This is a genomic window from Bradyrhizobium sp. AUGA SZCCT0158 (genome assembly GCF_018130065.1).
Taxonomy (GTDB): domain Bacteria; phylum Pseudomonadota; class Alphaproteobacteria; order Rhizobiales; family Xanthobacteraceae; genus Bradyrhizobium.
The window spans coordinates 42,525-68,310 of sequence record NZ_JAFCME010000022.1 but is presented as its reverse complement, the minus strand read 5'-3'; the positions used below and the strand labels follow the sequence as shown (position 1 = coordinate 68,310).

At 63.7% G+C, this 25,786-nt stretch carries 27 protein-coding genes and 1 tRNA gene; 17 read left to right on the top strand and 11 right to left on the bottom strand.

Annotated features, from left to right (window positions below):
- Window positions 1-62: 62 nt before the first annotated feature.
- Window positions 63-755: a DUF2270 domain-containing protein gene (locus JQ574_RS26765; protein ID WP_212210935.1), complete on the bottom strand. Its 693-nt coding sequence runs from the start codon at window positions 753-755 to the stop codon at window positions 63-65.
- Window positions 756-887: 132 nt separating this feature from the next.
- Here JQ574_RS26765 and JQ574_RS26760 point away from each other — a divergent pair, with 132 nt between their 5' ends.
- Complete coding sequence (locus JQ574_RS26760) at window positions 888-1,058, top strand: hypothetical protein (protein WP_212210938.1); 171 nt, start codon at window positions 888-890, stop codon at window positions 1,056-1,058.
- 232 nt (window positions 1,059-1,290) lie between these two features.
- Here the strand turns inward: JQ574_RS26760 and JQ574_RS26755 are convergent.
- Window positions 1,291-1,367: transfer RNA gene (locus JQ574_RS26755), tRNA-Pro, on the bottom strand.
- Window positions 1,368-1,435: 68 nt separating this feature from the next.
- Here JQ574_RS26755 and JQ574_RS26750 point away from each other — a divergent pair.
- The 4 genes from JQ574_RS26750 to JQ574_RS26735 are packed head-to-tail and all read left to right on the top strand — an operon-like array spanning window position 1,436 to window position 4,934.
- Window positions 1,436-2,428, top strand: a complete 993-nt coding sequence (locus JQ574_RS26750; RefSeq protein ID WP_212210940.1) for an L-threonylcarbamoyladenylate synthase — start codon at window positions 1,436-1,438, stop codon at window positions 2,426-2,428.
- Window positions 2,429-2,454: 26 nt separating this feature from the next.
- A complete protein-coding gene (locus JQ574_RS26745) occupies window positions 2,455-3,882 on the top strand; it encodes an FAD-binding oxidoreductase (RefSeq protein WP_212211059.1) in 1,428 nt (475 codons plus the stop codon).
- The gene (locus JQ574_RS26740) at window positions 3,879-4,340 is read left to right on the top strand and encodes a GNAT family acetyltransferase (protein ID WP_212210942.1); all 462 of its coding nucleotides are present in this window, start codon (window positions 3,879-3,881) and stop codon (window positions 4,338-4,340) included. The genes JQ574_RS26745 and JQ574_RS26740 overlap by 4 nt, the downstream gene beginning before the upstream one ends.
- A gap of 12 nt (window positions 4,341-4,352) precedes the next feature.
- Window positions 4,353-4,934: an NUDIX domain-containing protein gene (locus JQ574_RS26735; RefSeq protein WP_212210944.1), complete on the top strand. Its 582-nt coding sequence runs from the start codon at window positions 4,353-4,355 to the stop codon at window positions 4,932-4,934.
- A 147-nt stretch (window positions 4,935-5,081) separates the two neighbouring features.
- On the opposite strand, the gene JQ574_RS26730 is transcribed toward JQ574_RS26735, so the two are convergent.
- Window positions 5,082-5,840 carry an SOS response-associated peptidase gene (locus tag JQ574_RS26730; RefSeq protein WP_212210946.1) on the bottom strand — a complete coding sequence of 253 codons (759 nt, stop codon included), beginning with the start codon at window positions 5,838-5,840 and terminating at the stop codon, window positions 5,082-5,084.
- Between the two features lie 62 nt (window positions 5,841-5,902).
- Between JQ574_RS26730 and JQ574_RS26725 the strand changes: the two genes are divergently transcribed.
- From JQ574_RS26725 to JQ574_RS26705, 5 genes are all read left to right on the top strand, one after another.
- Window positions 5,903-6,418: a hypothetical protein gene (locus tag JQ574_RS26725; protein ID WP_249119608.1), complete on the top strand. Its 516-nt coding sequence runs from the start codon at window positions 5,903-5,905 to the stop codon at window positions 6,416-6,418.
- Between the two features lie 90 nt (window positions 6,419-6,508).
- Window positions 6,509-6,928, top strand: a complete 420-nt coding sequence (locus JQ574_RS26720; RefSeq protein ID WP_212210948.1) for an NUDIX hydrolase — start codon at window positions 6,509-6,511, stop codon at window positions 6,926-6,928.
- Between the two features lie 138 nt (window positions 6,929-7,066).
- Window positions 7,067-7,444 (top strand): TIGR02301 family protein, encoded by a 378-nt coding sequence (locus JQ574_RS26715; protein WP_212210950.1) that lies wholly within the window; start codon window positions 7,067-7,069, stop codon window positions 7,442-7,444.
- Window positions 7,434-8,150, top strand: a complete 717-nt coding sequence (locus tag JQ574_RS26710; protein ID WP_212210952.1) for an HAD family hydrolase — start codon at window positions 7,434-7,436, stop codon at window positions 8,148-8,150. Before JQ574_RS26715 ends, JQ574_RS26710 begins: the two co-directional genes overlap by 11 nt.
- 91 nt (window positions 8,151-8,241) lie before the next feature.
- Complete coding sequence (locus tag JQ574_RS26705; protein WP_212211061.1) at window positions 8,242-8,508, top strand: hypothetical protein; 267 nt, start codon at window positions 8,242-8,244, stop codon at window positions 8,506-8,508.
- Between the two features lie 159 nt (window positions 8,509-8,667).
- Here JQ574_RS26705 and JQ574_RS26700 read toward each other — a convergent pair whose 3' ends face one another.
- A complete protein-coding gene (locus JQ574_RS26700) occupies window positions 8,668-10,002 on the bottom strand; it encodes a dihydroorotase (protein ID WP_212210954.1) in 1,335 nt (444 codons plus the stop codon).
- 162 nt (window positions 10,003-10,164) lie between these two features.
- Between JQ574_RS26700 and JQ574_RS26695 the strand changes: the two genes are divergently transcribed.
- From JQ574_RS26695 to JQ574_RS26670, 6 genes are all read left to right on the top strand, one after another.
- Window positions 10,165-11,046 (top strand): folate-binding protein YgfZ, encoded by an 882-nt coding sequence (locus JQ574_RS26695; protein WP_212210956.1) that lies wholly within the window; start codon window positions 10,165-10,167, stop codon window positions 11,044-11,046.
- A gap of 10 nt (window positions 11,047-11,056) precedes the next feature.
- A complete protein-coding gene (locus tag JQ574_RS26690; RefSeq protein WP_212210958.1) occupies window positions 11,057-11,683 on the top strand; it encodes a DNA-3-methyladenine glycosylase I in 627 nt (208 codons plus the stop codon).
- Window positions 11,680-12,303 carry an HD family hydrolase gene (locus JQ574_RS26685; protein WP_212210960.1) on the top strand — a complete coding sequence of 208 codons (624 nt, stop codon included), beginning with the start codon at window positions 11,680-11,682 and terminating at the stop codon, window positions 12,301-12,303. The genes JQ574_RS26690 and JQ574_RS26685 overlap by 4 nt, the downstream gene beginning before the upstream one ends.
- A 265-nt stretch (window positions 12,304-12,568) precedes the next feature.
- Window positions 12,569-12,757: a DUF3606 domain-containing protein gene (locus JQ574_RS26680; RefSeq protein WP_212035417.1), complete on the top strand. Its 189-nt coding sequence runs from the start codon at window positions 12,569-12,571 to the stop codon at window positions 12,755-12,757.
- Between the two features lie 440 nt (window positions 12,758-13,197).
- The gene (locus JQ574_RS26675) at window positions 13,198-13,704 is read left to right on the top strand and encodes a tyrosine phosphatase family protein (protein ID WP_212210962.1); all 507 of its coding nucleotides are present in this window, start codon (window positions 13,198-13,200) and stop codon (window positions 13,702-13,704) included.
- A gap of 136 nt (window positions 13,705-13,840) precedes the next feature.
- Window positions 13,841-16,561: a DUF2339 domain-containing protein gene (locus tag JQ574_RS26670; RefSeq protein WP_212210964.1), complete on the top strand. Its 2,721-nt coding sequence runs from the start codon at window positions 13,841-13,843 to the stop codon at window positions 16,559-16,561.
- Window positions 16,562-16,745: 184 nt separating this feature from the next.
- On the opposite strand, the gene JQ574_RS26665 is transcribed toward JQ574_RS26670, so the two are convergent.
- The 6 genes from JQ574_RS26665 to ppdK form a co-directional block, all read right to left on the bottom strand.
- Window positions 16,746-16,979 carry a DUF6894 family protein gene (locus tag JQ574_RS26665; RefSeq protein ID WP_212210966.1) on the bottom strand — a complete coding sequence of 78 codons (234 nt, stop codon included), beginning with the start codon at window positions 16,977-16,979 and terminating at the stop codon, window positions 16,746-16,748.
- 138 nt (window positions 16,980-17,117) lie between these two features.
- A complete protein-coding gene (locus tag JQ574_RS26660) occupies window positions 17,118-17,705 on the bottom strand; it encodes a hypothetical protein (protein WP_212210968.1) in 588 nt (195 codons plus the stop codon).
- 164 nt (window positions 17,706-17,869) lie between these two features.
- Window positions 17,870-18,856 carry an MDR family oxidoreductase gene (locus tag JQ574_RS26655; protein WP_212210969.1) on the bottom strand — a complete coding sequence of 329 codons (987 nt, stop codon included), beginning with the start codon at window positions 18,854-18,856 and terminating at the stop codon, window positions 17,870-17,872.
- 42 nt (window positions 18,857-18,898) lie between these two features.
- Entirely contained in the window at window positions 18,899-20,143 is a 1,245-nt protein-coding gene (locus JQ574_RS26650; RefSeq protein WP_212210970.1) for an MFS transporter, read from the bottom strand.
- Between the two features lie 342 nt (window positions 20,144-20,485).
- On the bottom strand, window positions 20,486-21,973 hold the full coding sequence (locus JQ574_RS26645; protein WP_212210971.1) for a cell wall hydrolase: 1,488 nt from the start codon (window positions 21,971-21,973) through the stop codon (window positions 20,486-20,488).
- Window positions 21,974-22,419: 446 nt separating this feature from the next.
- Window positions 22,420-25,128 carry a pyruvate, phosphate dikinase gene (ppdK, locus tag JQ574_RS26640; protein ID WP_312014693.1) on the bottom strand — a complete coding sequence of 903 codons (2,709 nt, stop codon included), beginning with the start codon at window positions 25,126-25,128 and terminating at the stop codon, window positions 22,420-22,422.
- Between ppdK and JQ574_RS35745 the strand changes: the two genes are divergently transcribed.
- Window positions 25,121-25,459, top strand: coding sequence for a hypothetical protein (locus JQ574_RS35745; protein WP_312014692.1), 339 nt, complete (start codon window positions 25,121-25,123; stop codon window positions 25,457-25,459). The two genes, ppdK and JQ574_RS35745, sit on opposite strands and share 8 nt — an antisense overlap.
- Here the strand turns inward: JQ574_RS35745 and JQ574_RS26635 are convergent, their stop codons facing one another.
- Window positions 25,460-25,615 (bottom strand): DUF3096 domain-containing protein, encoded by a 156-nt coding sequence (locus JQ574_RS26635; protein WP_212210978.1) that lies wholly within the window; start codon window positions 25,613-25,615, stop codon window positions 25,460-25,462.
- Window positions 25,616-25,786 lie beyond the last annotated feature (171 nt).

Sequence of the window (25,786 nt, the reverse complement as noted above, 5' to 3'; positions counted from 1 at the left end):
TCTGCTGACATCTTCGTTGCTTGCAGCCCCACCTCCAGGATCGAAAGACATGCCTGCACGCCTCACACATGAGCATCGCCATGCGCGAGTTCGCCCTGGCGGCCACCAGTCCTCAATGCAGCGATGACGATCCAGGCGTAAAAAGCCAGCATGACCGCCGATATGATCCAGCCGGAAACCGGACCCACGCCGGCATTCCTTACCCAATCGTGGAAGGTGAGAGCCGGCGGGACCTCGCCGCTGAAGGAGGGAAAGGTCACTTTGAGCGCCCATGCGCCCAGCAGGATCAGGAATATCCAGATGTAGTTGCGTCGCAACCTTCGCGACACGGCCTCTGCCATCGACATCACGAATGTCGGCGCCAGGAGATCGGCAGCCATGATGCGCTGCCAGTCCTCCTCCGCTTTCACGCCGGGATCAAACAGTTTGGCGTAGTAATTGCGCTCCAGCCGGCGCACGCGAGACCGATAGACGTCGAAGAAGCGATAGCGCCGCGACTCAATCATCAGCAGGAAGAATGCCAGCACCATCGCAAACATCAGCACGCTGTGGTGCGCATTCGACGTCGAAAGCGAGACCGAGAGCATCGCGGCGACCAGCGTAATGGCCCAATTGGTGGTCCGGTCGATACGATCTCGCCATCCGGCCATGCGGGCAATCTCGGCCCGATGGAAATGAGCGAATGCAGTTATGAACTCGCTGGGAGATGAAGGAAAATAGATGCGGCCGATTTCGCGTCTTTCCGGTTCCTGCATTTTCATCTCCCTGTTTCGAATTCATCACAGCGATCGGCCGGCAACAACGGCCCATCAGCGTGTCAGGCACCGATGCATCATCGATAAGCTCGCGATCGAGATCAGCCGCATCGTACGCTTCGCTTAAGGGACGTGCAGGCCAAAATCCCGGACTTCGGTTTCGAGCCGCTGGGTGACACGACCGAACCCTTCGCGGCGTTTGTGAAAGCCCAAGCGCAGCGCTGGGCAGCGGCCGTCAAGGAAGTAACACCGGGTGGGGGATTCGATGACGGCTTCGTCATTGACGATGACCGCATCTGGTGAAGAGGGCCGGTCTCGAGGACCGCATCAACGCAACGTTGATTCGCCATACGCTCGGAGAACGTCGCGCGGGTGTCCGGGCTCAATGGGCTCCTGACGACCTTCTCCTGCACCATCGGGCGGGTGATGAAGACCGTCTCGTGCGCCCCGAAAATGCTGCGTGCATTTTGCGTGCAAAACCGGGATTTTTGGTCAATAAGAACCCGCGAGAAGGTCGCGCAAGCCGTTGATTTAATGGTCGGAGTGGCAGGATTCGAACCTGCGACCCCTGCGTCCCGAACGCAGTGCTCTACCGGGCTGAGCCACACTCCGACTAAGAACGCGGCTTATAGCTGCCGGTTTCGGTCACCGCAAGGCACCGATTTGAGGAATTAATCCCTGTGAATACAAGCCTGAAAACGTCGGTTTTGCCCGCCAATGAGGCCGCGGTGGCCTCTGCCGCGCATTGTTTGCGTGAAGGCGGGCTGGTCGCCTTCCCGACCGAGACGGTTTATGGGCTGGGAGCGGATGCCACCAATGCGGCTGCAATCGCCCGGCTATACCAGGCCAAGGGCCGGCCGGCCTTCAATCCGCTGATCGCCCATGTCGGCGATCTCGCCGCGGCGCGCGAAATCGGCCGTTTTGACACGGCGGCCTTGCGGCTGGCCGGCGCGTTCTGGCCGGGGCCGCTGACGCTGGTCCTGCCGAAAACCGAACATTGCGCGGTCGCCGAGCTCGCCACCGCGGGGCTCGAGACCGTCGCGATTCGGATACCGGCGCACCCTGTGGCGCGCGACATCCTGCGCGTCTTCGGCCGTCCGGTGGTGGCGCCGTCGGCCAATCTGTCCGGGCACGTCTCGCCGACGACAGCCGCCCATGTGCACAGCGATCTGGAGGGGCGGATCGACCTGATCGTCGATGGCGGCGCGGTCGCGGTCGGCGTCGAATCGACCATTGTCGGGATTTTCGACGAACCATTGCTGCTGCGGCCGGGCGGCCTGCCGCGCGCCGACATCGAGCGCGTGCTGGGCCGCGCGCTCAAGCAACCGCCTGCGGACGCCGAGAGCGACAGGGCCCAGCCGCTGGCGCCGGGCATGCTGGCGTCCCATTATGCTCCGAGAACACGTGTGCGGCTCGGTGCAATTCAGATCGAGCCCGGCGAAGCGCTGCTGGCGTTCGGCAGCGATGCAGTTTCGGGAATTGACGCCGCCGCCGCGGTGATGAATCTGTCCCTGCGCGGCGACCTCAGCGAGGCCGCCGCCAATCTGTTCGGCTTTCTTCGCGCGCTCGACAGCAAGGCTGCGCAAACCATCGCCGTGATGCCCATTCCCAACGACGGACTGGGCGAAGCCATCAACGACCGGCTGCGCCGCGCCGCAGTCGGGCGGGAGTGAATCGGACGGGAGTGAAAGACCAGACCATGAATATCGTGCAGCCTGCCGCGCCACAGTTTCCGCCCGAACTGATCGCGAAATTCCGCGCGATCGTCGGCGACAAATATGCGGTGACGGATGCTGCCGATATCGCGCCCTATGTCACCGAAGAGCGCGATCTGTTTCACGGAAAATCTCCCTTGGTGTTGCGGCCGGGATCAACAGCGGAAGTCTCCGAAATCTGCAAGCTCGCCACCGCGCATAAAATCGCGCTGGTGCCGCAGGGCGGCAATACCGGGCTGGTCGGTGGCCAGACGCCGCATAATGGCGAAGTCGTCGTTTCGCTGCGGCGGCTCGATAAAATCCGCGAGGTCGATGCCGCCTCCAACACCATGACCTGCGAGGCCGGCGTGGTGCTGCAGATCGCGCAGCAGCGCGCCCGCGACGTCGACCGGCTGTTTCCGCTGTCGCTCGGCGCCGAAGGAAGCTGCACCATCGGCGGCAATCTCTCGACCAACGCGGGCGGCACGGCCGCGCTCGCCTACGGCGTGGCGCGCGAGATGGCGCTCGGCCTGGAAGTGGTATTGGCCGACGGGCGGATCCTGAACTCGCTGTCGAAGCTGAAAAAGGACAATACCGGCTACGATCTGCGCAATCTCTTCATCGGCGCGGAAGGCACGCTGGGTATCATCACGGCGGCGACGCTAAAGTTGTTTCCGAATCCGCGGGCGATCGAGACCGCCTATGTCGGCCTGCAATCGCCGGCGCAGGCGCTGAAGCTGCTGTCGATCTCGCAGAACGAGGCGGCCGGCAGCCTGACCAGCTTCGAATTGCTGGCCGACATCGCGGTGGATTTCAGCATCCGTCACGGCATCGACATCCGGGATCCCCTCGACAGCAAGCACCCCTGGTACGTGCTGATGGAATTGTCGTCCTCGCGCGACGATGCCCGCGACGCGCTGGAATCGATCCTGGCCAAGGGCATGGAAGAAGGCATCGTCGATGACGCCGTGATCGCGGCGAACCTCAGCCAGCGCTCCGCGTTCTGGAAGCTGCGCGACGAGATGTCGGCGGCGCAGAAGCCGGAAGGCGGCTCGATCAAGCACGACATCTCCGTCCCGGTCGCCGCCGTGCCCGATTTCATTGCCGAGGCCAACGCGGCGGTGGTGAAGTTGATCCCGGGCTCGCGGCCGGTGCCGTTCGGCCATCTCGGCGACGGCAACATCCATTACAATGTCAGCCAGCCGGTCGGCGGCAACACTGCGGACTTCCTGGCGCGCTGGCACGAGGTCAACGAGGTCGTGTTCGCGATCGTGCTGCGGATGGGCGGATCGATTTCCGCCGAGCACGGAATCGGCGTGCTCAAGCGCGACGAACTGCCTGACGTCAAAGACAAGGTCGCGATCGAACTGATGCGGAGCATCAAGGCGATGCTCGATCCACTCGGCATCATGAACCCCGGCAAGGTTCTGTGAACGCATCAGCGCCAAAGCCGCTTCCGCCACTCGCCATCGCGCCGATCGCGGACGCCGACATTCCCGCCGTCGTCGCGCTGTGGCAGGCGTGCGGACTGACGCGGCCGTGGAACGATCCGGCATCCGACATCGCGCTGGCGCGGCGCGGGCCGAATTCGACCGTGCTGATCGGCCGCGACGGCGGCGCCATTGTGGCGACCGCCATGGCCGGCCATGACGGCCATCGCGGCTGGGTCTATTATGTCGCGACCGATCCGGAACGCCGCGGCCGCGGCTATGGCCGCGTCATCATGAACGCGGCTGAAGATTGGCTGCGCGCGGCCGGCATGGCCAAGGTGCAATTGATGGTCCGGCGCGAAAACGCCCAGGCCGGCGAATTCTACCAGTCGATCGGTTATGCCGAGGCACAGACGATCGTTTTCGCCAAGTGGCTCGACGGCCGCGCGCCTACGCCTTGATCAAGGAATGCCATGACCATCTCCGACCGCATCCGCATCAAAGACGAGCGTGTCCTCTCCCATGCCCGGTACCTGTTGAAGAGCATCACGCTCGACTACCGCCGCGGCAACGGCGAATGGCAGACGCAAACCCGCGAAGTCTATGACCGCGGCAACGCCGCAGCCTTGCTGCCGTATAATGTTGTGTTGCGCACCGTGGTGCTGGTGCGGCAGTTCCGCTTACCGGCCTACGTCAACGGCCATGACGATCTCCTGATCGAAGCCGCCGCCGGCATGCTCGACGATGCATCTCCGGAGGAACGGATCCGCGCCGAGGCCGAAGAGGAAACCGGCTATCGCCTCCACGACGTCAAGAAGGTGTTCGAGGCCTTCATGAGCCCGGGCGCGGTGACCGAGAAACTGCACTTCTTTGTCGCCGAATATGAAGCCTCGATGCGGATCGGCAGCGGCGGCGGTCTCGCCGACGAGGGCGAGGACATCGAGGTGCTGGAATTGCCGATTGATCAGGCACTCGCGATGATCGCCGATGGCCGCATCGCGGATGCCAAGACGATCATGCTGTTGCAATATGCGGCACTGAATATTTTCAGGTGAGTTGTCGCTCCGGAGTAGCTGTCGTCCCGGCCTTGCGCCGGGACCCATACTCCGCGGCGTTCGTTACTTTAGAGGTCTCTGACACCTTTGCTCTTGCCGATAGAGCACGGCGTATGGGTCCCGGCTCAAGGCCGGGACGACGCGGAGTTAGAACAAAGTCCCCTGCCCTTCATCCTCCTCCGCCGCCACCGCCGCCTTGCGCACAGCCTTCGGCTTCGGCGCCTCCGCCGCACGCTCTTCTTCCGTGATCGGCAGCAGCAATTGTGCGTCGTCATTGGCGACGCGATTGACCCGCGTCGAAATCTCGTGCCAGGCGAATTCTCCTTCCGCGGGGCCGGTCAACAACGCCATGACGTCGTCGGCGTCGAAGGCCCGACCGTCGAGCCAGCGTTCGAATTCATCGGGCGCGATCGTCACGGGGACGCGGTGATGCAGCGCCGCCAGATCGCGGCTGGCCGGCGCGGTGACGATCGCAACGCTGTCGACCTCCTCGCCATTCGGCCCCATCCAGGTCTCGGCCAATGCGGCAAAGCCGACAGGCTTGCCATCGCGGCGGTGAATGAAGAACGGCCGTTTGCGGCCGCTCGAATCCTGCCATTCGTAATAGCCGTCGGCCGGGATCAGGCAGCGCCGCCGCTTGATGGCGTTCTTGAAGGCGGGCTTTTCCCGCACCGTCTCGGAGCGGGCGTTGATCAGCAGCGAGAACTTGCGTGGGTCCTTGACCCAGGCCGGCACCAGGCCCCAGCGCATCAGCCGGAAATGCCGGCCGCCATTCTCCAGCATCACCACCGGAATCGGCTGGGTCGGAGCAATATTGTACCGCGGCGGGAAATTGGGCTGCTCAACGTAGCCGAAAATCTGCCTAAGTGCCGCCGGCGGCGAGGTAATTACGAAACGTCCGCACATAATCTAACCCGAATGGGGGTACGTTTAATCCCTTTTAACCCCAGTTGTTAACACTGGAACAGATGAGCTTACCGGCCGCCACAGAAGCGCGACCCGATCGCCCGACACCGCCGCCACGCACGGGCCCCATCGATGAAGCCCGCGCCGCGCTTCTGCGCGCCGCCAACATCAATCCCCGCACCGGGCTGGCCACCGACTATCTGAATCATTTCAACGAAGCCATCATGCTGCTCGAGATGGTTCCGGACATGCCGGAATGCGCCGAGGATTTTCTGACCTGGAGTCCGCTGTCCTACGCCGAGCACTTCTGGGCTTCCAATTTCAAGGCCCGCGATCTCGCGATCGAGGCCTACGAATTGGCCGACCCCAAGATTCGCACCGAGTTCGACAAGGTCGCCAACACCATGACCTCGATCCTGACCGCGGTAGGCTCGGCGATGCGCGAAGCCCGCCAGGACAAGACCCGCGCCACGCTCGCCGAGCAGGCCACCGGCTGGGTCAAGCCGCTGGTGGCGCAGGCTGGCGGCATCATCAACGGCGCCACCGAGGCCGACGTCGAAACCATCATGTCGAACTAAGGCCTGGCCTGACGGCAGTGCATTAGACCTCCGCGCATCGATCGGGCATGATCCAGCCCGAAACCGTCCACCACTTTCCCGGATCAAGCCTTGGACTCCTCCCCGCCACCCATCCGCCCGCAACTCGCCGTCAGCGGCGCGATCTTTCGCGACGGCAAGGTTCTGCTGGTCCGGCGCTCGCGCTCGCCGGGCAAGGGCTTCTATTCGTTCCCCGGCGGCCGGGTCGAATTCGGCGAATCGCTGCATACGGCACTGCATCGCGAGGTCGACGAGGAAACGGGCTTGCGAATCGAGATTTTGGAGCTGGCCGGCTGGCGCGAAGTGCTGCCGGGAACCGGCGGCGGCGGGCATTATTTGATCATGTCATTCGCAGCGCGCTGGACCGCCCGGGAGCCGGTCCTGAACGACGAGCACGATGACTTTGGATGGTTCGACCCCGATGCGCTCGGCGATCTCAAGGTCACCGGCGGCCTCCTGGAGGTCATCGCAGCGGCACGGAAGCTCATTTAGGCCCGAATTGTCTCGGCTCCTTGTTTCGACGCGTTTTTTTTGACGCGAACCGGCACCCACTTCGCTCGAAAACGCTATGTTCCCCGCCTTGCCACCGGCGCATTGAGGGGGCATATCGGGCGGGTTCTGGACCCCCAAATGCGCAAGCACTTTTTCGCCGTCCTCATCCTCATCTCGGCCTGCCAGCTGGCGCCCGCGCGGGCCCAGGATGGCGCCGCGCCGTTCGACCGCGATTTGCAGCGGCTGGCCGAAATCCTCGGCACGCTGCACTATTTGCGTGGCATCTGCGGCAACAATGAAGGCGCGAAATGGCGCAACGAAATGCAGGCGCTGGTCGACGCCGAAACGCCTTCGGGCGAACGCCGCGCGCGCATGATCGCCGGCTTCAACCGCGGCTATAACGGCTTTCAGCAGACCTATCGTACCTGCACGCCCGCCGCCTCGATCGCGATCCGCCGCTACATCGAGGAAGGCTCGAAAATCTCGCGCGACCTGACTGCCCGCTATGCGAACTGACCTGCCCCTCGACGCAATCTATTTCGATCTCGACGGCACGCTGACCGATCCAAAACCCGGCATCACCCGTTCGATCCAGTATGCGCTGCAAAAGCTCGACCATCACAGCGTCCCGACCGAGGACGAACTGACCTGGTGCATCGGCCCGCCGCTGCGCGCCAGTTTTGTCAGACTGCTGGGCGCGGAAGATTCCGCCGACCGCGCCGTGTCGCTGTACCGCGAGCGGTTTTCCGACGTCGGGCTGTACGAGAACGGCGTGTATGACGGGATCAGCGAAGTGCTGACGAAGCTCCGCCAGTCCGGCCACCGGTTGTTTGTCGCCACCAGCAAGCCGCATGTGTTCGCGACGCGCATCGTCGAGCATTTCGGGCTGCGGCATCATTTCGAGCATGTGTTCGGCTCCGAGCTCGACGGCACCCGTGTCGACAAGTCCGATCTCCTGGAATACGCGCTGAAGACTGCTTCGGTCGATCCGGCCAAGACGCTGATGATCGGCGACCGCAGCCACGACATGATCGGCGCCAGGAACAACGGCATGCAGGCGATCGGCGTGCTCTATGGCTATGGCAGCAAGGACGAACTGATCGGGGCCGGCGCGCGGCATGTCTGCGCCACGCCGCAGGCCATACTCGACTGCATTTCCCGGGATTTTTCTGCGGAACCCGCGAGCCCGTCAAATGCCGGAAGCGGCGTTAACCTTTCTTAAAGATGTGGCCTAGCAGGCCCTGCGGCGCATGCTACAGCTTGGCGATCAGATGCGCTCCGCTGGGGAACGCGCGCAACGTCTGTCGAGTTTCATGAGCCATCCTGCGTCCTATTCGCTTCACCGCGATCCGCTGCCCGACCACGAACAGAAGCAGGCTGCGCTCAGCTACCTCCATGAGGCCTGGGCCGAGGCGCGCCACGATGGCGTCGACGGCGACTGCCTGGCGCAGGCCAGCCTGTTCACGGCGCTGGCCGAACTGGTCTCGACCTATGGCGAGGACGCGGTGGCGAAATTCGTCGAAGGGCTTCCCGCGCGCGTACGCAATGGCGAGTTTTCGTTGGCGCTGGCGCGGCAGTAAGCCATCACGCACTCCGCTGTCGTCGCCCGCGAAGGCGGGCGACCCAGTACGCCGCGGCCTCTCGGCTTTATCACAACCGTCTCTGGAATACTGGATCACCCGCCTGCGCGGGTGATGACACCTGTGATGGAGCCGCGTGTCCAGCCTGCGCTCAGAACACTACGCCGTCAACGTCTCCAGAAACCGCACCGGCTCGCCGGTCGATGGTGTCGTCAGTTCGCCCTGCCACATCACGCGCTTGCCGCGCACGAACGTACCCACCGGCCAGCCGGTGACGCGCATGCCGTCATAGGGCGTCCACCCCGCCTTCGAAGCCACCCATTTGTTAGTGATGGTCTCGGAGCGCTTGAGGTCGACGACGGTGAAGTCGGCATCATAGCCGGCGGCGATGCGGCCCTTGGTCGTGATGTTGTAGAGCCGCGCCGGACCGGCGCTGGACAGATCGACGAAGCGCGCCAGCGACAGCCGCCCGGCGTTGACGTGGTCGAGCATGACAGGCACCAGCGTCTGCACCCCCGTCATGCCCGAGGGCGAGGCCGGATAGGTTTTTGCCTTCTCCTCCAGCGTATGCGGCGCGTGGTCGGAGCCGAGCACGTCGATGATGCCCTGCTCGATGCCGTACCAGATGCGGTCGCGGTGATCGGCCGAGCGCACCGGCGGGTTCATCTGGGCGTGGGTGCCGAGCCGCTCGTAGCATTCGGGCGCCACCAATGTGAGATGGTGCGGCGTCGCCTCGCAGGACGCGACGTCCTTGTGGTCGCGCAGATAGTCGATCTCCTGCTTGGTCGAGATATGCAGCACGTGAATGCGCTTGCCGCTCTCGCGGGCAATATTCACCAGGCGCTGCGTCGCCATCAGCGCCGCGGTCTCGTCGCGCCACACCGGATGCGAACGCGGATCGCCTTCGATGCGCAGCGACTTGCGCTCGTTGAGGCGGTATTCGTCCTCGGCATGGAAGGCGGCGCGGCGCTTGATGACCGCAAAGATCCGCCGCAGGCTTTCGTCGTCCTCGACCAGCAGCGCGCCGGTCGACGAGCCGATGAACACCTTGACGCCGGCGCAGCCCGGCGCGCGTTCCAGTTCCGGCAGATCGGCGACATTGTCGCGGGTGCCGCCGATGAAAAACGCAAAGTCGCAATGCATGCGATGATGGGCGCGCTTGATCTTGTCGCTGAAGGTCGCCTCGGTGACGGTCAGGGGATCGGTGTTCGGCATTTCGAACACCGCGGTAACCCCGCCCATCACGGCGCTGCGCGATCCTGTTTCCAGATCTTCCTTCTGGGTCAGGCCCGGCTCGCGGAAATGCACCTGGGTGTCGATCACACCGGGCAGGATGTGCAGGCCCTTGCAGTCGATCGTCTCGGCGGCGGACGCCTGCCCGAGCCCGCCGATCGCGGCGATCCGGCCATTGGAAATGCCGATGTCGCGGATGGCCTCGCCGTCCTGATTGACCACGGTGCCGGATTTTAGAATGGTATCAAATCGCTGATTCATCGGTCCTCGACGCCCGTTTTAGGCTGCCTCTCGGGCTTGTTGACGGCACCTTAGCGCCTTAACTTCCCATGTGATATCCGCCACCTGTGTTTCCCCAGGAACTTGAACGAGTACTTGAACGAGAAGTTCGAGAAGAACCTCCAAAATAGGCCTTTTCAGCGCATGAAAGCAGCGTTTCTTACCGACCGGGGCGTAATCAAGGTCTCAGGCGAGGACGCCCGCAATTTCCTCAATGGCCTGGTCACGACCGACGTCACGCTGCTGCGGCCGGGCCTTGGCCGGTTCGGCGCGCTGCTGACGCCGCAGGGCAAGATCACCGCCGATTTCCTGATCACGGAGGCTCCCAGCGGCCATGGCGGCGGGTTCCTGATCGACGTGCCGCGCCCCTTGGCAAAAGGCCTCGCCGACAAGCTCGGCTTCTACAAGCTGCGTGCCAAGGTCGCGGTGGAAAACCTCTCCGACAGCCTCGGCGTGCTCGCTGTGTGGGACGGCGAGCCTGACATGAAGCCCGATCTTTCGTTTGCCGACCCGCGCAACGAAACGCTCGGCTGGCGCATCCTGGTTCCCGAAGAGCTCAAGCAGAAGGTCGCCGATTTGATCGGTGCAGAGCTTGTCGATGAAGCCGCCTATGAGGTCCGCCGCGTCGCCGCGGGCGTGCCGCGCGGCGGGCTCGATTTCATGTACAGCGACGCGTTTCCGCACGAAACCAACATGGACCGCCTGCACGGCATCGATTTCGAGAAGGGCTGTTACGTCGGGCAGGAAGTGGTGTCGCGGATGCAGCACCGCGGCACGGCGCGCACCCGCGCGGTTCGGATCACGCTGGAAGATTTCTCGCCCGAGGCCGGCATCCCCGTTGTCGCCGGCGACAAGCCGGTCGGCACCATGGGGTCGACCGCCGGCGGCCACGGCATCGCGCTGCTGCGGACCGACCGCGTCGCCGACGCGCTCGACGCCGGCCTAACGTTGTCGGCCGGCGGGCTCGCGATCCGCCTCACCGATCCGAACGACGTGCGCACGCCGCCGAAGCAGACCGTCGCATGAGAAAAATCCTATGAGCCGCTCCGCACGCCTGCACACCGACGGCAAGACCCGCTGCCCGTGGCCGGGCGAAGATCCGTTCTACATGGCCTATCACGACACCGAATGGGGCGTGCCTGAGTATGACGACCGCGCGCTGTATGAAAAGCTGATCCTCGACGGCTTTCAGGCCGGCCTTTCCTGGATCACGATCCTGCGCAAGCGCGAGAACTTTCGCAAAGCGTTCGACGATTTCCAGCCGGAGAAGATCGCGCGCTACAACGAGAAGAAAGTCCACACGCTGATGAACGATGCCGGCATCGTTCGCAACCGCGCCAAGATCGAAGGCGCCGTCAACAGCGCCAAGGGCTATCTGAAGATCATGGAAGAAGGCGCGGGCTTCTCGAAGTTTTTGTGGGACTTCGTCGACGGCAAGCCGAAGGTGAACCAGTTCAAGACCACCGCCAGCGTGCCGGCATCGACGCCGCTGTCGATCAAGATTTCCAAGGAGCTCGGCGCGCGCGGATTCAAGTTCGTCGGCCCGACCATCGTCTACGCCTTCATGCAGGCCACCGGCATGGTCAACGACCATCTGGTCACGTGCTTCTGCCACGAGACCTGCAGCGGCCAACATCGCAAGCCCCGCCTCAAGGTCAAATGACGTCAAGAAGAACATCCGGCAAATCGTCCGATGTCTCGACCCGGGCCTGGCAGCGCATGCTGTCGGGACGGCGGCTCGATCTGCTCGACCCCTCGCCGCTCGATATCGAGGTCGCCGATATCGCCCATGGCCTCGCGCGTGTCGCACGCTGGAACGGCCAGACCAGCGGCGCGCATATCTTTTCGGTGGCGCAGCACACGCTCCTGGTCGAGGCCGTATTGCGCCAGCAGATGCCGCGCGTCGATATCAAATTCCGGCTCGCCGCATTGCTGCACGACGCACCTGAATATGTCATCGGCGACATGATCTCGCCGTTCAAGGCCGTGATCGGCGGCGACTACAAGGTGGTGGAGAAGCGCCTGCTGGCGGCGATCCATATCCGCTTCGGCCTGCCGCCGGTACTGGCGGATGCCATCACCCAGGCGATCAAGGCCGCCGACCGCGGCGCGGCCTATCTCGAAGCCACCCATCTGGCAGGCTTTGCGGAGGCCGAAGCCAAGCGTCTGTTCGGCAAGGATCCCGGCCTGCCCGAACCAACTGTGCGCGAATATCTGACACCATGGACCGCAGCCAAGGCCGAGAAGCAGTTTCTGGCGCGGTTTGGCGCGGTGGCATCGTAGGCGTTGCGTTCCGAACTCCATCAACGCGTCGTCCCGGCCTTGAGCTCAGATGCGCAATTGCGCATCGGGGGACCCATACCGCGTGATCTCTCAATAGAAGCTCTGTAGCAAAGACCTTCCGCAAAACTTCTTGCTGTGATTATGGGTCCCGGCTCAAGGCCGGGACGACAGCGGTGCTGTTGCACCGTGGAGGCCCTCCCACGGCATAGTTCGCATCAAGCGGAACCGAGTATCGATAGCGCCGTTTCTTCCGTGGAGGATGGCTATGAGCGGTCTTACGAAAAAAGAACGACCCGACCGGTCCAAGATCAACATGCGCGATCCGCGTGAGGTCAAATACTGGGCCAAGGCGCTTCGCGTATCCGAAGAGGAGCTTCAGAAGGCGGTGGAGAAGGTCGGCAATTCCGCGGCCACGGTTCGAAAGGAGCTCGGGCTCATCGGCAGTTGGCACTAGCAGCCGATGGGCTCTCGAGCTGGTTCGCTCCGGTGAGGGAAGCGCTTTTTGTCCTGATGAAAAGCGCACTCGCCGGGAACGGGTTAGATGTCAGCGCGTACCGATGCGTTGGTGTCGCAGGCAGAAACCGGAAAAATGCCCACGTCCATCATTCTCCGTTGCGTCCGGTTGACACCCGGCAAGTGCCTTTCTCAACGCTGCTTGATCGATTTGGTTCTCCGGTAGAGCGATCGGTTGATGGGTGAGTGAAATTGCCTCTCCTTGCGCCTTGCCGCATCGCAGCGTTGCAGAACAAAGAGTTCAACGGGCAACTTCGGATGATCTCGCGGCTCTGAAGTCAAAACGCCCGGCGGAACCCGCTTTGACCGGTCCCCACCCGGGCCTATAATGGCGACTCCCCAGGGACGGTCCGCAATGGACACCTCCCCAAGAGGATCGCCATGCTTCACGTCTGCTCGCTCGCCGCCCTTCCCGAAACCGTCAAGGCCACCGGCGCCAGCCATATCCTCACCGTGATGGCCAATGTCGATCAGGTGCAGCGGCCGGCCTCGGTGCTCGAGGCCAACCATCTGCGCGTGTCGATGGACGACATCACCGAGGTGATGGACGGCTTTCTGGCGCCGTCGGACGCGCATATCGAGAAGGTCTTGAACTTCGTGCGCGGCTGGGACCGCAGCGCGCCGATGGTGGTGCACTGTTATGCCGGCATCAGCCGATCGACCGCCAGCGCCTTTGCCGCCGCCTGCATGCTCAATCCGCACCGCGACGAGATTTCGATCGCCCGGCAGATCCGCGCCGCCTCGCCGATCGCCCAGCCTAACCGGCTGATCGTCAGCCTCGCCGACAAGGCGCTGGGGCGCGACGGGCGGATGCTGCGGGCACTCGATGAGATGGGCCCGGGCAGCATGACCGTCGAGGGCCGCCCCTTCCGCGTGGATCTCGAATAATCTTCTTCGGATAACGTGCTAAAATGCCGCCACCTAGGGGGCGGTTTGAACTTTTTCCGGGCAAAACTGCACTCACAGCATTGCGACGGGCCGCATAGAGGCGGTTGACGTTTCTGCGTGCCCGCCTGGAGGCCTGATGCTCGACGAGTTTGTAATTCTTCCGTTCCTGTTCGCCATTGTCGCCGTTATCATTGCCGTCAAGGCGATGAACGAGATCGGGGAGTTGCGAAGGCGGCTGGACAGGATGGAAGCAGCCGCAGCGCTCGCCAGGTCCGTCCCGCCACCGCTTCCCCAGATGTTCGACCAAGGCACCACGCCCGCCTCTCCCGGCGTCGTGGCCGAACCGCCGCCGATCGCGCCCGAGGCTGAATGGACCCCTCCCGCCGCCGGACCGCAAACCGAAGCGCCGGCCGAAACGACAGCGGAAACGGCTGACGGCCCGCCCGCCGCGCCGCCGCCGCCCTTGCCGCAACCCGATCGCGGTTTCGAGGAAACGCTCGGCACCCGCTGGGTGGTGTGGATCGGCGGCCTGACGCTCGCGCTCGGCGGCTTCTTCATGGTGCGCTATTCGATCGAGGCCGGCCTGCTCGGCCCCGGAGTGCGTGTGCTGCTCGGCGGCCTGTTCGCGCTGGCGCTGCTCGCTGCCGGTGAATGGACCCGCCGCAAGGAAAGCATCTCCACGATCGAAGCGACGCCGATCGCCAACATCCCCGCGATCCTGACCGCCGCCGGCACGGCCGTGGCCTTTGCGACCGTCTACGCAGCCTATGCGCTGTACGGCTTCCTGGTGCCCGCCACCGCGTTCATCCTGCTTGGGCTGGTGGCGATGGGCACGCTGGCCGCGGCACTGCTGCACGGGCCGGCGCTGGCCGGGCTCGGCATCGCCGGAGCCTTCGTCACCCCGGTCCTGGTCTCCTCCGGCAAGCCGGACTTCTGGGCGCTCTATGTCTATCTCGCGATCGTCACCGCGGCCGCGTTCGGCCTGGCGCGGGTGCGGATGTGGCGCTGGCTCGCGGTCACCACCATCGTGTTCGCGGTGCTCTGGACGCTCCCCTGCCTGCAATGCGGACCGTCGATGGTCGCGCCGCATGTGTTCCATGTGATCGCCGGTTTCATCCTCGCCGCATTGCTTGTCGTGTGCGGCTTCATGTTCGGGCCTTCGGCGCAAGAAGGCGAGATCGAACCGATTTCGTCCGGCTCGCTCGCGGCTTATCTGTTCGGCGCGACCCTGATCGTGCTGAACAGTTCTCATGCCGACGCCGCGATGGTCGCGTTCGGCCTGCTGGTCGCCGGCAGCCTGTTTGTGGCCTGGCGCACCGAGGCCGCGGTCGGCGCGGTCGGCGCCGCCGCCGGTCTCGTCTTCATCGTGTTCGCCGAATGGGCGATCCGCGCCAACCCTGACATGCTGGTGCTGCCCGGCGGGCCGATCGCGGGCATCGGGCCGAGCGCCACGGATGGTTCTGTTTCGCTGCACCTGATCTCGGCTGCGATCTTCGCCGCCGGATTTGGTGTCGCGGGATTCCTGGCGCAGGGCCGCTCGGCCAGCGCCGTCATCCCTGTGGTCTGGTCGGCTACGGCCGTGTTCACGCCGCTCGCACTGCTGGTCGCGCTCTATGCCCGGATCGCGAATCTCGACCGCTCGATCCCTTTCGCGATCCTCGCGGTAATCCTTGCCGCCGCCTATGCTGCGGCGACCGAGATCCTGACCAAGCGCGAGGACCGTCCGGGCCTGCAGGCCTCGATCGCGCTGTTTGCCACCGGCGCGCTCGCAGCACTGGCGCTGGCGCTGACATTCGCGCTGGAAAAAGGCTGGCTCACGATCGCGCTGGCGCTGATGTCGGCAGGCACCGCCTGGATCTCGATGCAGCGCCCGATCCCGTTCCTGCGTTCGCTGGCCGCGATCCTCGCCGCCATCGTGGTGCTGCGGATCGGCTACGAACCGCGCATCGTCGGCCACGCCGTCGGCACCACGCCGATCTTCAACTGGCTGCTGTGGGGCTACGGCATTCCGGCGCTATCGTTCTGGGCCGGCAGCATCTTCCTGCGCCGCGGCGGCGACGATGCACCGCTGCGCATCGTGGAATCCGCCGCCATCCTGTTCACGGTGCTGCTGGCGTTCATGGAAATCCGCCATGCCGTCAATAATGGCGACGTCTATCGCCCGAGCGCGGGCCTCGCCGAAGTAGCGCTGCAGGTCTGTGTCGCGCTGGCGATGGCGATCGGGCTGGAGCGGCTGCGCCTCCGCACCGGAAGTGTCGTTCACAATGCCGGCGCAATCCTGCTCACCGCCTTTGCAGGCCTGGCTTCCGTGTTCGGGCTGCTGGTGCTGGAGAACCCGATGCTATGGTCGATGATCGATGTCGGCGGCGTCGTCATCAACCTGCTGCTGCTCGGCTATGCCCTGCCCGCGGTGCTGGCGCTGCTGTTGTCCTATGCGGTGGCGGGGCGGCGTCCGGTCGAATACGCCAACACGATCGCGGCAGGCGCGCTAATTCTGGCGCTGGCCTATGTGACGTTTGAAATCCGCAGGATCTATCACGGTCCGGTCATGGCCATCGGTCCGACCACTGGCGCCGAGCAATACACCTACTCGATCGCCTATCTGGCGTTCGGCGTCGTCATGCTCGGGGTTGGCATCCTCTTCAACTCGCAACGCGCGCGGCTGGCGTCAGCGGTCGTGATCGCGCTGACGATCCTGAAAGCGTTCCTGATCGACATGTCGACGCTGACCGGGGTCTACCGTGCGCTGTCCTTTATGTGCCTGGGCCTGGTGCTGGTGGCGATCGGCTGGCTGTATCAGCGGATCCTGTTCCGCAGGCGGGCGGCTACGGCGCCCGCGGTGCCGACAGGGAGTTGATCGGTCGGACCGCGCACCGAACGGAGGAACTTGCCGATCGAAAACTAGAGCTTTGGTTCTGATTGAATCAGAACCAAAGCTCTAGACTCTTGTTTTGACGCGTTTTCTATCGCAGATAAGTCTACGCAATCTGCGCAAACTGGATTGCTATGCGAACCGGTATCCACTTCGCTCGAAAGCGCTCCTAGGTGACGGATTCCGCCACGAGGCGGATCCTGAACACCGGCTTCTTGGATTCGTCCAGCATTTCCATCTGCCATTCGGCATTCTGTTTCATGCTGCGCGAAATGCTGCCGAGCAGGTTGCCGGACACCTTGGTCATCTCGGCCCAGGCCGCTTCGCGGCTTTCGAATTCGGAGCCCTGGTCGGATGCGCCAGCGTAGTGACCGTTGCTGATCCGGAAAAAATACAGCGGCATAGTTGATCTCACGTATGAGCCGCCCCCAGGCCGTCATTGGCCGTCACGGTGGGCTAGACTCGCTACCAAGACGTGAAAACGCCAGCCCGTATGACTACGGGCACACTTTCCCAACTTTGGGCTTCATTTCGCCTGATATCACTCGGTGGAACGGCGCAGCTCCGGCGCGCTTTCGGCCTTCGCCGGCTCGGCCTTCACCGGCTCAAGCTTCGCGGCCTCAACCGCCGGCGTTTCGACGCGAGCCGAGACCTCCGTGCGGGAGGCGTCGGCCGAGCGGGTCTGCGCCGGCGCATGCAGCGAACGCGGCCGCGCCACCGAGCGGGCCATCAGCATCTGCTGCGCGCCCTGGTGGCGGAAATCGCAATAGGCGAAGCCCATGCCCGACACCGATCCCCGGAAGGAGCGGTCATCGCGCTTGTCGAGATTGAAGCACGGCTCGAACGGAAGACCCTTGATGGAAGCGCAAACCGCCTGGCCGCGGATCTGCAGCGTGTTGCCGGGCAGACGCACATGGCGGGTCGGCCCCGCGCCGCTGAATTGAATGGATCCGGCCGCCCCGAGATCGTCGAGCACGCGGCCCGCGCCGCGGGTGCCGTCGAAACAGGTGAAGGCGAAAACCTTGCCGCTCACAAACTTACGGGCTTCATCGGCATTCATCATCCCGGCCAGCGCCGGCACCACCATCGACGTGGCCGTGACGGCCCCCAACACCAAACGCGCAAGCATGCAGCAACTCCACCCTACTGAGCGCGGGCACCCGCCTTGCTAGACATGACCTCCGCGGAAAACCGGTATCCCGTTTTCCGGATCATGCAGGCCTCTTTACCCGCTGCTTACCATACGAACCGTGGCAACATTGGAGCAGCATGGTTGGTAAAGTCTGAACGCCGTTAGAGAATTTTTACCACGATTCGACCGCGGACCTCGCCCGCGAGGATTTTGGCACCGGCGCCGATGACTTGGTCCAGGCCAATTTCATGAGTAATATCAGCTAGTTTGCCGTGATCCAAATCGCTGGCAAGGCGGCTCCAGGCAAGCTTGCGCTGCTCGATCGGGCACATCACCGAATCGATGCCGAGAAGGCACACTCCGCGCAAAATGAACGGCGCCACCGAAGAGGGCAGGTCCATGCCCGCCGCAAGGCCGCAGGCGGCGATAGCGCCGCCATATCTGGTCATCGAGAGCAGGTTGGCGAGCGTGGTCGACCCGACGCTGTCGATGCCGCCGGCCCAGCGCTCCTTGGCCAGCGGCTTTGCCGGGCCTGACAATTCGTTGCGGTCGATCACCTCGGCGGCGCCGAGACCTTTCAAATAATCGGTTTCCGACACCCGCCCGGTGGAAGCGATGACGTGATAGCCGAGTTTCGACAGCACAGCGGTCGCGACCGAACCGACCCCGCCCGCAGCTCCTGTCACGACGACGGGGCCGCTTTTGGGCGCCAGGCCGTGCTTCTCCAGCGCCAGCACCGACAGCATCGCCGTGTAGCCGGCGGTGCCGATCGCCATCGCGTCGCGGGTCGAGAGGTTGTCGGGCAGCCGCACCAGCCAGTCGCCCTTGACGCGGGCCTTCTCGGCGTAGCTGCCGAGATGGGTCTCGCCCATGCCCCAGCCGTTGCAGACCACCCTGTCGCCGGCCTTCCACTGCGGATGGGTGGATTGTTCGACGACGCCTGCGAAGTCGATGCCGGCGATCATCGGGAAGCGCCGCACCACCGGGGCCTTGCCTGTGAGAGCCAGGCCGTCCTTGTAGTTCAGAGTCGACCATTCGACGCGGACGGTGACGTCGCCTTCCATCAATTCGGCTTCGTCGAACTGCGTCAGCGCTGATGTGGTACCCTTTTCCGCCTTGTCGATCCTGATGGCCTTGAATGTTCCCACGGCAACTCTCCCGAACTTTGTATGTCCGGGGTTTTTACCGGATCAGGCGGGCTGCGCAACCGCCCGCGCGACCGGCTGTTCCACGATCGGCAAATTGATCAACGCCGACAGCACGCCGAAGAAGATCGAGAGCCACCAAAGCGGCGTATACGACCCGAACTGCTCGAACACGATGCCGCCAAGCCATACTCCAAGGAAACCGCCTACCTGGTGGCTGACGAAGGCAAAACCATACAGCGTCGCAAACCAGCGGGTGCCGAACATGATCGCCACCAGCGCCGAGGTCGGCGGTACCGTCGAGAGCCAGGTCAGACCGGTGGCAGCGCCGAACATGATCGCCGAAAAAGTGGTGATCGGGAATGAAATGAACGCCAGGATGGTCAGTGCCCGGGCAAAATAGAGCATCGAGAGGATGTAGCGCTTCGGATATTTGTTCTGCAGCCAGCCGACGCTGAGCGAGCCGATGATGTTGAACAGGCCGATGGCGGCGACCACCCAGCCGCCGGTCTGCGCCGAGACGCCGCGATCGGACAGATAAGCCGGCAGATGCACCGTGATGAAGGCGAGCTGGAAACCGCAGGTGAAGAAGCCGAGCACCAGCAATACGTAGGAGCGGTGGCCGAACGCTTCCGCCAGCGCGGTCTTGAACGATTGCTGGTCGGCGGCGGGAACGTTCGACGACGTTGCGGGCGGTGTCGCGATCGCCAGCGACAGCGGCACGATCAACAGCATCAGCAGGGCAAACACGGTCAGCGCCGGCTGCCAGCCGAAATTATCGATCAACGCAACGCCAAAGGGCGCGAACAGGAATTGCCCGAACGAACCGGCGGCCGTGCCGGCGCCGAGCGCCAGGCCACGCTTCTCCGGCGGTAGCAATTTGCTGAACGCCGACAGCACCAGGTTGAACGAACAGCCGGAGAGTCCAAAGCCGATCAGGACGCCGGCACCGAGATCGAGCGAGGCCGGCGTCGAAGCGTAGCGCATCAAAAGCAGTCCGCCGGCGTACAGCAGCGCGCCGATGACCATCACCCGCAGGATGCCGAAGCGGTCGGCGATCGCGCCAGCGATCGGCTGGCCCAATCCCCACAACAGGTTCTGCAGCGCCAGCGCGAGGCCGAACACGTCGCGGCCCCAGGTAAACTCCTTGCTCATGGGCTGGATGAAGAAACCAAGGCTCGATCGCGGCCCGAAACTGAGCAGCGCGATCGCGCATCCGCAGATGATGATCACCAATGGCGTCCGCCAGCTGGCTTTGGCCGGGCGAAGATTGTCTGCGGTGACAGCCATGCGTTTCCTCGATGCTTGGCGCCCGGGCCGGAGGGGACAGGCCGGGTGCGCCGGGAGGAGTTAATGCATTCGCATGGAAATCCCAAGAGCGGCGGATAAAATTTTTCCACTGCAGGGCAGCCCTGCAAAATCGTCGAGTGCAATTTGGGGGAGCAAGCTGGTGCACGGAGCCAACCGCGCAATAACTCGTCGTCCCGGCCTTGAGCCGGGACCCATAAACACAGGACATTGTGAGCTAAGGAAGTCGTCGACCACCGTCTCAATCAGCACGGCCGCAGCGTATGGGTCCCCCGATGCGCAATTGCGCATCTGAGGTCAAGCCCGGGACGACGGATGAGAGACCTACCTTCTGAAGCTCGCCTGCTCGGCCGAGCTCTTTGCGGCTTCGGCGAGCTTGGCGGAAATTTGCGCCGTCTCCGCCGCCGTGCCCCAGCTTGGCGCGTCGCTGCCGTCGCCCCAGTTGCGGGGCCGGTAGAAGGTGTGCACGCCGGTCTTGTACATCTTCTTCATCTCGCTGACCCAGGACGGACGCACCCAATAGGCATGGTAGTGCGTCGACTTGTCGACCTCGGGCAGCCAGAGCTGGCCGTCCAGCATCGCCTTTGCGATCCGTTGCGCGCGATCCCACATGTCGGGCTCTTTGACGACGTCCTTGTTGTTGTCGCAGGCGAAGGTGAACTGGCAGGCCAGATGGCGGTGCTTGTTCTGGTAGACCACGCCACACACCGTATCCGGATATTTGCCGGAGAAGGCGCGGTTCAACACCACTTGCGCCACCGCGATCTGGCCCCGCACCGCTTCGCCGCGGGCTTCGAAATAGACAACTTCGGTCAGACATTTTTCCGACTTGGCGCGCGACTTCTCGTCGAACAGGCCGAGCCGCTCAGCCGGGGTCTTGGCGCGCTGGTTGTCGGAATTGACCTCGCCCTTCGGCGCGACGCTGACGCCCATCTCGCCGGCCTTGACCGGGCCGTCGGCGTCGACCGGCAGCGAGGCCATGATCTTCATGTCGGAATCGGCCACCACCGCGCTCGGCAGCATGATGATGGGCTCCTCGCCCGGCCGCCAGCGCTCGATGGTTTCGGGCGCGCCGAGGGAAGAGCCAAAAAACAGGCTCGAGGTCTTGAAGGCGAAATTGTCGCGCGGCGGCGCGGGCGCGAGCGCCACTTCTGGTGCTGCCGAGACGTCCTTTGGCTTACCGAGCGGCTTGTCGTCGAGCGGCAAATCTTCGCGCGGCCTGACTTCGAGTGACATCGACACATCGAATTGCGGCAGCGGCGGCGCGCGCAGCGCGGCCTGCAATTCCGGATCGAGCGGCGCGGGCCCACCTGAAGGCGGCGCGGCCGCGGTCTTCTGGCCTTTGACGGAAGCGTTTGAAGACGAAGGATCTTCGATGGCCGGCGCGCTGCCGGCGGGGATTGAACCCTCCGCAGGCGCGGACGGCGCGATGACAAGGCGATCGCCCTTCATGGTGCGATCGACCTTGGGGAAATCGGCGGCAAGATAACGCGGCGGCGGGGCGATGATCGGGTTGCGCGTCACTGCGCCGGTGATGTCGATGCCCTGATTGTCGAGGTTGGCGAGCCGAAAGGTTGCGGTCTGCGGCGAAGAGGTTCCGATTGGACGGCCGAAGCTGAAGGTCGCGACATGGATATTGCCGGCGGTGGAGAACACCCGCTTCTGCCAGCGTTCGGCCACGCCCGGCTGCCGGGCCAGCAGTGACGCGATATCCTGATATCCGATCTCGGTCGGCATCAATGCGAAGATGCAAAGACCGAGACCGAAGGACGCAAACCGCGCGCCCTTCGGCTGGTTACGCAACACATTCATCGATACGCTCTACGCAACGCTTACAAAAAACGACCGAACTCAGTACATCCGTGCAATTCGATCTTTATTGTTGGTATCGAATTTAGGTTGCCGGGGAGTTAATCGGCGTGGCCTGCGTGCACCACGCAAGATTTCGCGCGCATTTGCTGTGGCGCTTGAGAAAGCTTGGTAAACGGGAGCGCGATGAAAGTGGTAAACATCCCGTCAACGAAGATGATGAAGAAACTGTTGCGGGTTCACCGTGTTGCTACGGGGCTGGTGATCGCAGCCTAAGCCCCGTCATTGCGAGCGAAGCGAAGCAATCCATCGCACGGCATAACGGATGGATGGATTGCTTCGTCGTTGCGCTCCTCGCAATGACGAAGGGCCCGCGCGCCCAAAACGTTCATGCCGGGACAAGCCCGGGCATGACGACGTCTCTGTTAATTCTCAGCGTTGAGTAAAAACTACGCCTGGCTGGCGACCGTCTTGCCGAGCGCCGCTTGCGCCGCGGCGAGCCGCGCGATCGGCACGCGATAGGGCGAGCACGAGACGTAGTCGAGGCCGATCTCGTGGCAGAACGCCACCGAGGCGGGATCGCCACCATGCTCGCCGCAAATCCCGACCTTGAGATCGGGCCGCGTCTTGCGGCCGCGCGCGACGCCGATCTTGACGAGTTCACCGACGCCATCGCGGTCGACCGAGATGAACGGATCGATCTCGAGGATGCCCTTCGCCACATAGGTGCCAAGGAAGCTCGCCGCGTCGTCGCGGCTGATGCCGTAGGTGGTCTGCGTCAAATCGTTGGTGCCGAAGGAGAAGAACTCGGCGGTCTGCGCCACGTCGCCGGCCATCAGGCACGCGCGCGGCAACTCGATCATGGTGCCGACCTGATAGACCAGTTTCTTGCCGGTCTCCTTCATCACCGACTGCGCGGTGGCGTCGATCCGCGCCTTGACCAGGTCGAACTCGGCCTTGGTCGCGATCAGCGGCACCATCACTTCGAGGCCGACGGCCTTGCTGGTGCGCTTCTCGGCCTCGACCGCGGCTTCGAAGATCGCGCGCGCCTGCATCTCGGCGATTTCAGGATAGGCGATCGCAAGACGGCAACCGCGGAAGCCCAGCATCGGGTTGAACTCGGCAAGATCCCTGGCACGGTCCGCGAGCTTGCGCGGATCGGTGTTCATCGCACGCGCGACTTCCTCGATCTCGGCCTGGGTGTGCGGCAGGAACTCGTGCAGCGGCGGATCGAGCAGACGGATCGTGACGGGAAGCCCCTTCATGATCTCGAACAGCTCGACGAAGTCCGCGCGCTGCATCGGCAGCAGCTTCGACAGCGCCGCGCGGCGTGACTGTTCGTCCTCGGAAAGGATCATCTCCCGCACGGTACGGATGCGGGTTTCCTCGAAGAACATGTGCTCGGTACGGCAAAGGCCGATGCCCTCGCCGCCGAACTTGATCGCGGTGCGCGCGTCTTCCGGCGTATCGGCGTTGACGCGAACGCCGAGCTTGCGAACGGCGTCGGCCCAGCCCATCAGCGTGCCGAATTCGCCCGACAGTTTCGGCTCGATCATCGGCATCCGTCCGGCCAGCACCTGGCCGACCGACCCGTCGATGGTGATGACGTCGCCGGTCTTGAAGGTGCGGGTGCCGATGCTCATGGTACCGCGGCCGTAATCGACGCGGATGGTGCCGCAGCCGGAGACGCAGGGCTTGCCCATGCCGCGCGCGACCACGGCGGCGTGCGAGGTCATGCCGCCACGGGTGGTGAGAATGCCCTCGGCGGCATGCATGCCGTGAATGTCCTCCGGGCTGGTCTCGACCCGCACCAGAATGACCTTGCGGCCATCGGCCTGCAGTTTCGCAGCTTCATCGGACGAGAACACGATTTCGCCGGAGGCGGCGCCCGGCGAAGCCGGCAGGCCGGTCGCGATGACGTCGCGCTTGGCGGCGGGATCGATGGTCGGATGCAGCAACTGGTCGAGCGAGGCGGGATCGATCCGCATCACCGCGTCCTTTTTCGAGATCAGTCCTTCATTGGCAAGCTCGACCGCAATCCGCAGCGCCGCCTTGGCAGTGCGCTTGCCGCCGCGGGTCTGCAGCATCCACAATTTGCCCTGCTCGACCGTGAACTCCATGTCCTGCATGTCGCGGTAGTGCTTTTCCAGCAGCGTGTAGATCCGCGTCAGTTCCTTGAACGCGTCGGGCATCGCGGTTTCCATCGACGCCTTGTCGGAGCCGGATTCCTGGCGCGCAAATTCGGTGATGTCCTGCGGCGTGCGGATACCCGCCACCACGTCTTCGCCCTGCGCGTTGATCAGGAATTCGCCGTACAGCTTGCTCTCGCCGGTCGAGGGATTGCGCGTGAACGCGACGCCGGTCGCCGAGGTCTCGCCCATATTGCCGAACACCATGGCCTGAATGTTGACAGCGGTGCCCCAGGATTCCGGGATGTCGTGCAGGCGGCGGTAGGTCACCGCGCGCGCGTTCATCCAGGACGAGAACACCGCACCGATCGCGCCCCACAATTGCGCGTGCGGATCCTGCGGGAAGTCCGCGCCGGTCTCGCGCGCCACCGCATCCTTGTAACGGCCGACCAGCTCTACCCAGTCGTCGCCGGTCAGATCGGTGTCGAGCGTGTAGCCCTGGCCGTCCTTGAAGGTGTCGAGGATGTCCTCGAAATGATGATGCTCGAAGCCGAGCACGACATCCGAATACATCGTGATGAAACGCCGATAGCTGTCATAGGCAAAGCGGCGGTCGCCGGACAATTCGGCGAGCGCTTCGACGGTCTCATCGTTGAGGCCGAGATTGAGCACGGTATCCATCATGCCCGGCATCGACGCGCGGCCGCCGGAGCGCACGGACACCAACAGCGGATTTTTGGGATCGCCGAACGACTTGCCGGCGAGCTTGCCGACATGCTCCAGCGCCTTCTCGACCTGAGTCTTCAGCGCAGCCGGATAGGATTTGTCGTGGGCGTAAAAATAAGTGCAGACCGAAGTTGGAATCGTGAAGCCTGGAGGCACCGGCAGGCCGAGATTGGCCATTTCGGCGAGATTGGCGCCCTTGCCGCCGAGCAGATCGCGCAAGCCGGCTTTGCCCTCGGCCTTGCCGTCGCCAAACGTGTAGACCCACTTGCCGGATTTTACCGCTTCGACGGCCGGCTTGCTCACCTTCTTCGCCGTCTTGCTGGCAGGCTTGTTCGGAGCCTTCGCAACTACTTTGGCAGCTGCCTTGGCAACTGGCTTCGTAACCGCCTTGGGTGCCGGCTTCGCAACTGCCTTCGGTGCCGGAGCCTTCGTTAGCGTCTTGCGCGCCGAGGCCGCCGGCGCGGCTTTGCCCGGCGCCGATGACTTTGATTTCGCTACGATTTTCACAAGGTTTTTCTTGGACTTCGCAACCGCTTTGGCCATGGCAGATGACAATCCGAAAAGAGAGGAGAAGATGCGCGCCTTACACCACTTTGAGGGGTTCCGCGCAAGCCGCGAAACCCCGCTTGCCTGACTAGAAGCGCAGCATCTTGAACACGCCGAGCCCGGCCAGACCGACGATGATCAGGTAAATCGCGACGATGAAATTCAGGAACCGCGGCATGATCAGGATCAGGATTCCCGCAATCAGGGCGACGATCGGGGAAATATGCGCGGCGGTGATGGTCATTTGAAATTTCTCCGGATGATGAGGGGAAGCTCGAATCGAGGGCGGCAACTTAACCGCTGGCGCGGTTCCGGAATAGGAGACGCCTGTCGCGTCAATGGGTTCCGGCGTTCGCAAAAATTGCCCGAAATTGCCGCGTTTGAGGCAGTCGTTTTTCCGGAACTATGCCGCGCG

Coding starts and splice junctions, on each gene's coding strand:
- JQ574_RS26735 (WP_212210944.1), top strand. CDS start 4,353: ATGACCATCTCCGACCGCATCCGCATCAAAGACGAGCGTGTCCTCTCC.
- JQ574_RS26665 (WP_212210966.1), bottom strand. CDS start 16,979: ATGCCGCTGTATTTTTTCCGGATCAGCAACGGTCACTACGCTGGCGCA.
- JQ574_RS26715 (WP_212210950.1), top strand. CDS start 7,067: ATGCGCAAGCACTTTTTCGCCGTCCTCATCCTCATCTCGGCCTGCCAG.
- JQ574_RS26700 (WP_212210954.1), bottom strand. CDS start 10,002: ATGAATCAGCGATTTGATACCATTCTAAAATCCGGCACCGTGGTCAAT.
- JQ574_RS26730 (WP_212210946.1), bottom strand. CDS start 5,840: ATGTGCGGACGTTTCGTAATTACCTCGCCGCCGGCGGCACTTAGGCAG.
- JQ574_RS26695 (WP_212210956.1), top strand. CDS start 10,165: ATGAAAGCAGCGTTTCTTACCGACCGGGGCGTAATCAAGGTCTCAGGC.
- JQ574_RS26765 (WP_212210935.1), bottom strand. CDS start 755: ATGCAGGAACCGGAAAGACGCGAAATCGGCCGCATCTATTTTCCTTCA.
- JQ574_RS26685 (WP_212210960.1), top strand. CDS start 11,680: ATGACGTCAAGAAGAACATCCGGCAAATCGTCCGATGTCTCGACCCGG.
- JQ574_RS26680 (WP_212035417.1), top strand. CDS start 12,569: ATGAGCGGTCTTACGAAAAAAGAACGACCCGACCGGTCCAAGATCAAC.
- JQ574_RS26635 (WP_212210978.1), bottom strand. CDS start 25,615: ATGACCATCACCGCCGCGCATATTTCCCCGATCGTCGCCCTGATTGCG.
- JQ574_RS26725 (WP_249119608.1), top strand. CDS start 5,903: ATGAGCTTACCGGCCGCCACAGAAGCGCGACCCGATCGCCCGACACCG.
- JQ574_RS26745 (WP_212211059.1), top strand. CDS start 2,455: ATGAATATCGTGCAGCCTGCCGCGCCACAGTTTCCGCCCGAACTGATC.
- JQ574_RS26645 (WP_212210971.1), bottom strand. CDS start 21,973: ATGAATGTGTTGCGTAACCAGCCGAAGGGCGCGCGGTTTGCGTCCTTC.
- JQ574_RS26690 (WP_212210958.1), top strand. CDS start 11,057: ATGAGCCGCTCCGCACGCCTGCACACCGACGGCAAGACCCGCTGCCCG.
- JQ574_RS26705 (WP_212211061.1), top strand. CDS start 8,242: ATGAGCCATCCTGCGTCCTATTCGCTTCACCGCGATCCGCTGCCCGAC.
- JQ574_RS26675 (WP_212210962.1), top strand. CDS start 13,198: ATGCTTCACGTCTGCTCGCTCGCCGCCCTTCCCGAAACCGTCAAGGCC.
- JQ574_RS26650 (WP_212210970.1), bottom strand. CDS start 20,143: ATGGCTGTCACCGCAGACAATCTTCGCCCGGCCAAAGCCAGCTGGCGG.
- JQ574_RS26670 (WP_212210964.1), top strand. CDS start 13,841: ATGCTCGACGAGTTTGTAATTCTTCCGTTCCTGTTCGCCATTGTCGCC.
- JQ574_RS26710 (WP_212210952.1), top strand. CDS start 7,434: ATGCGAACTGACCTGCCCCTCGACGCAATCTATTTCGATCTCGACGGC.
- JQ574_RS26660 (WP_212210968.1), bottom strand. CDS start 17,705: ATGCTTGCGCGTTTGGTGTTGGGGGCCGTCACGGCCACGTCGATGGTG.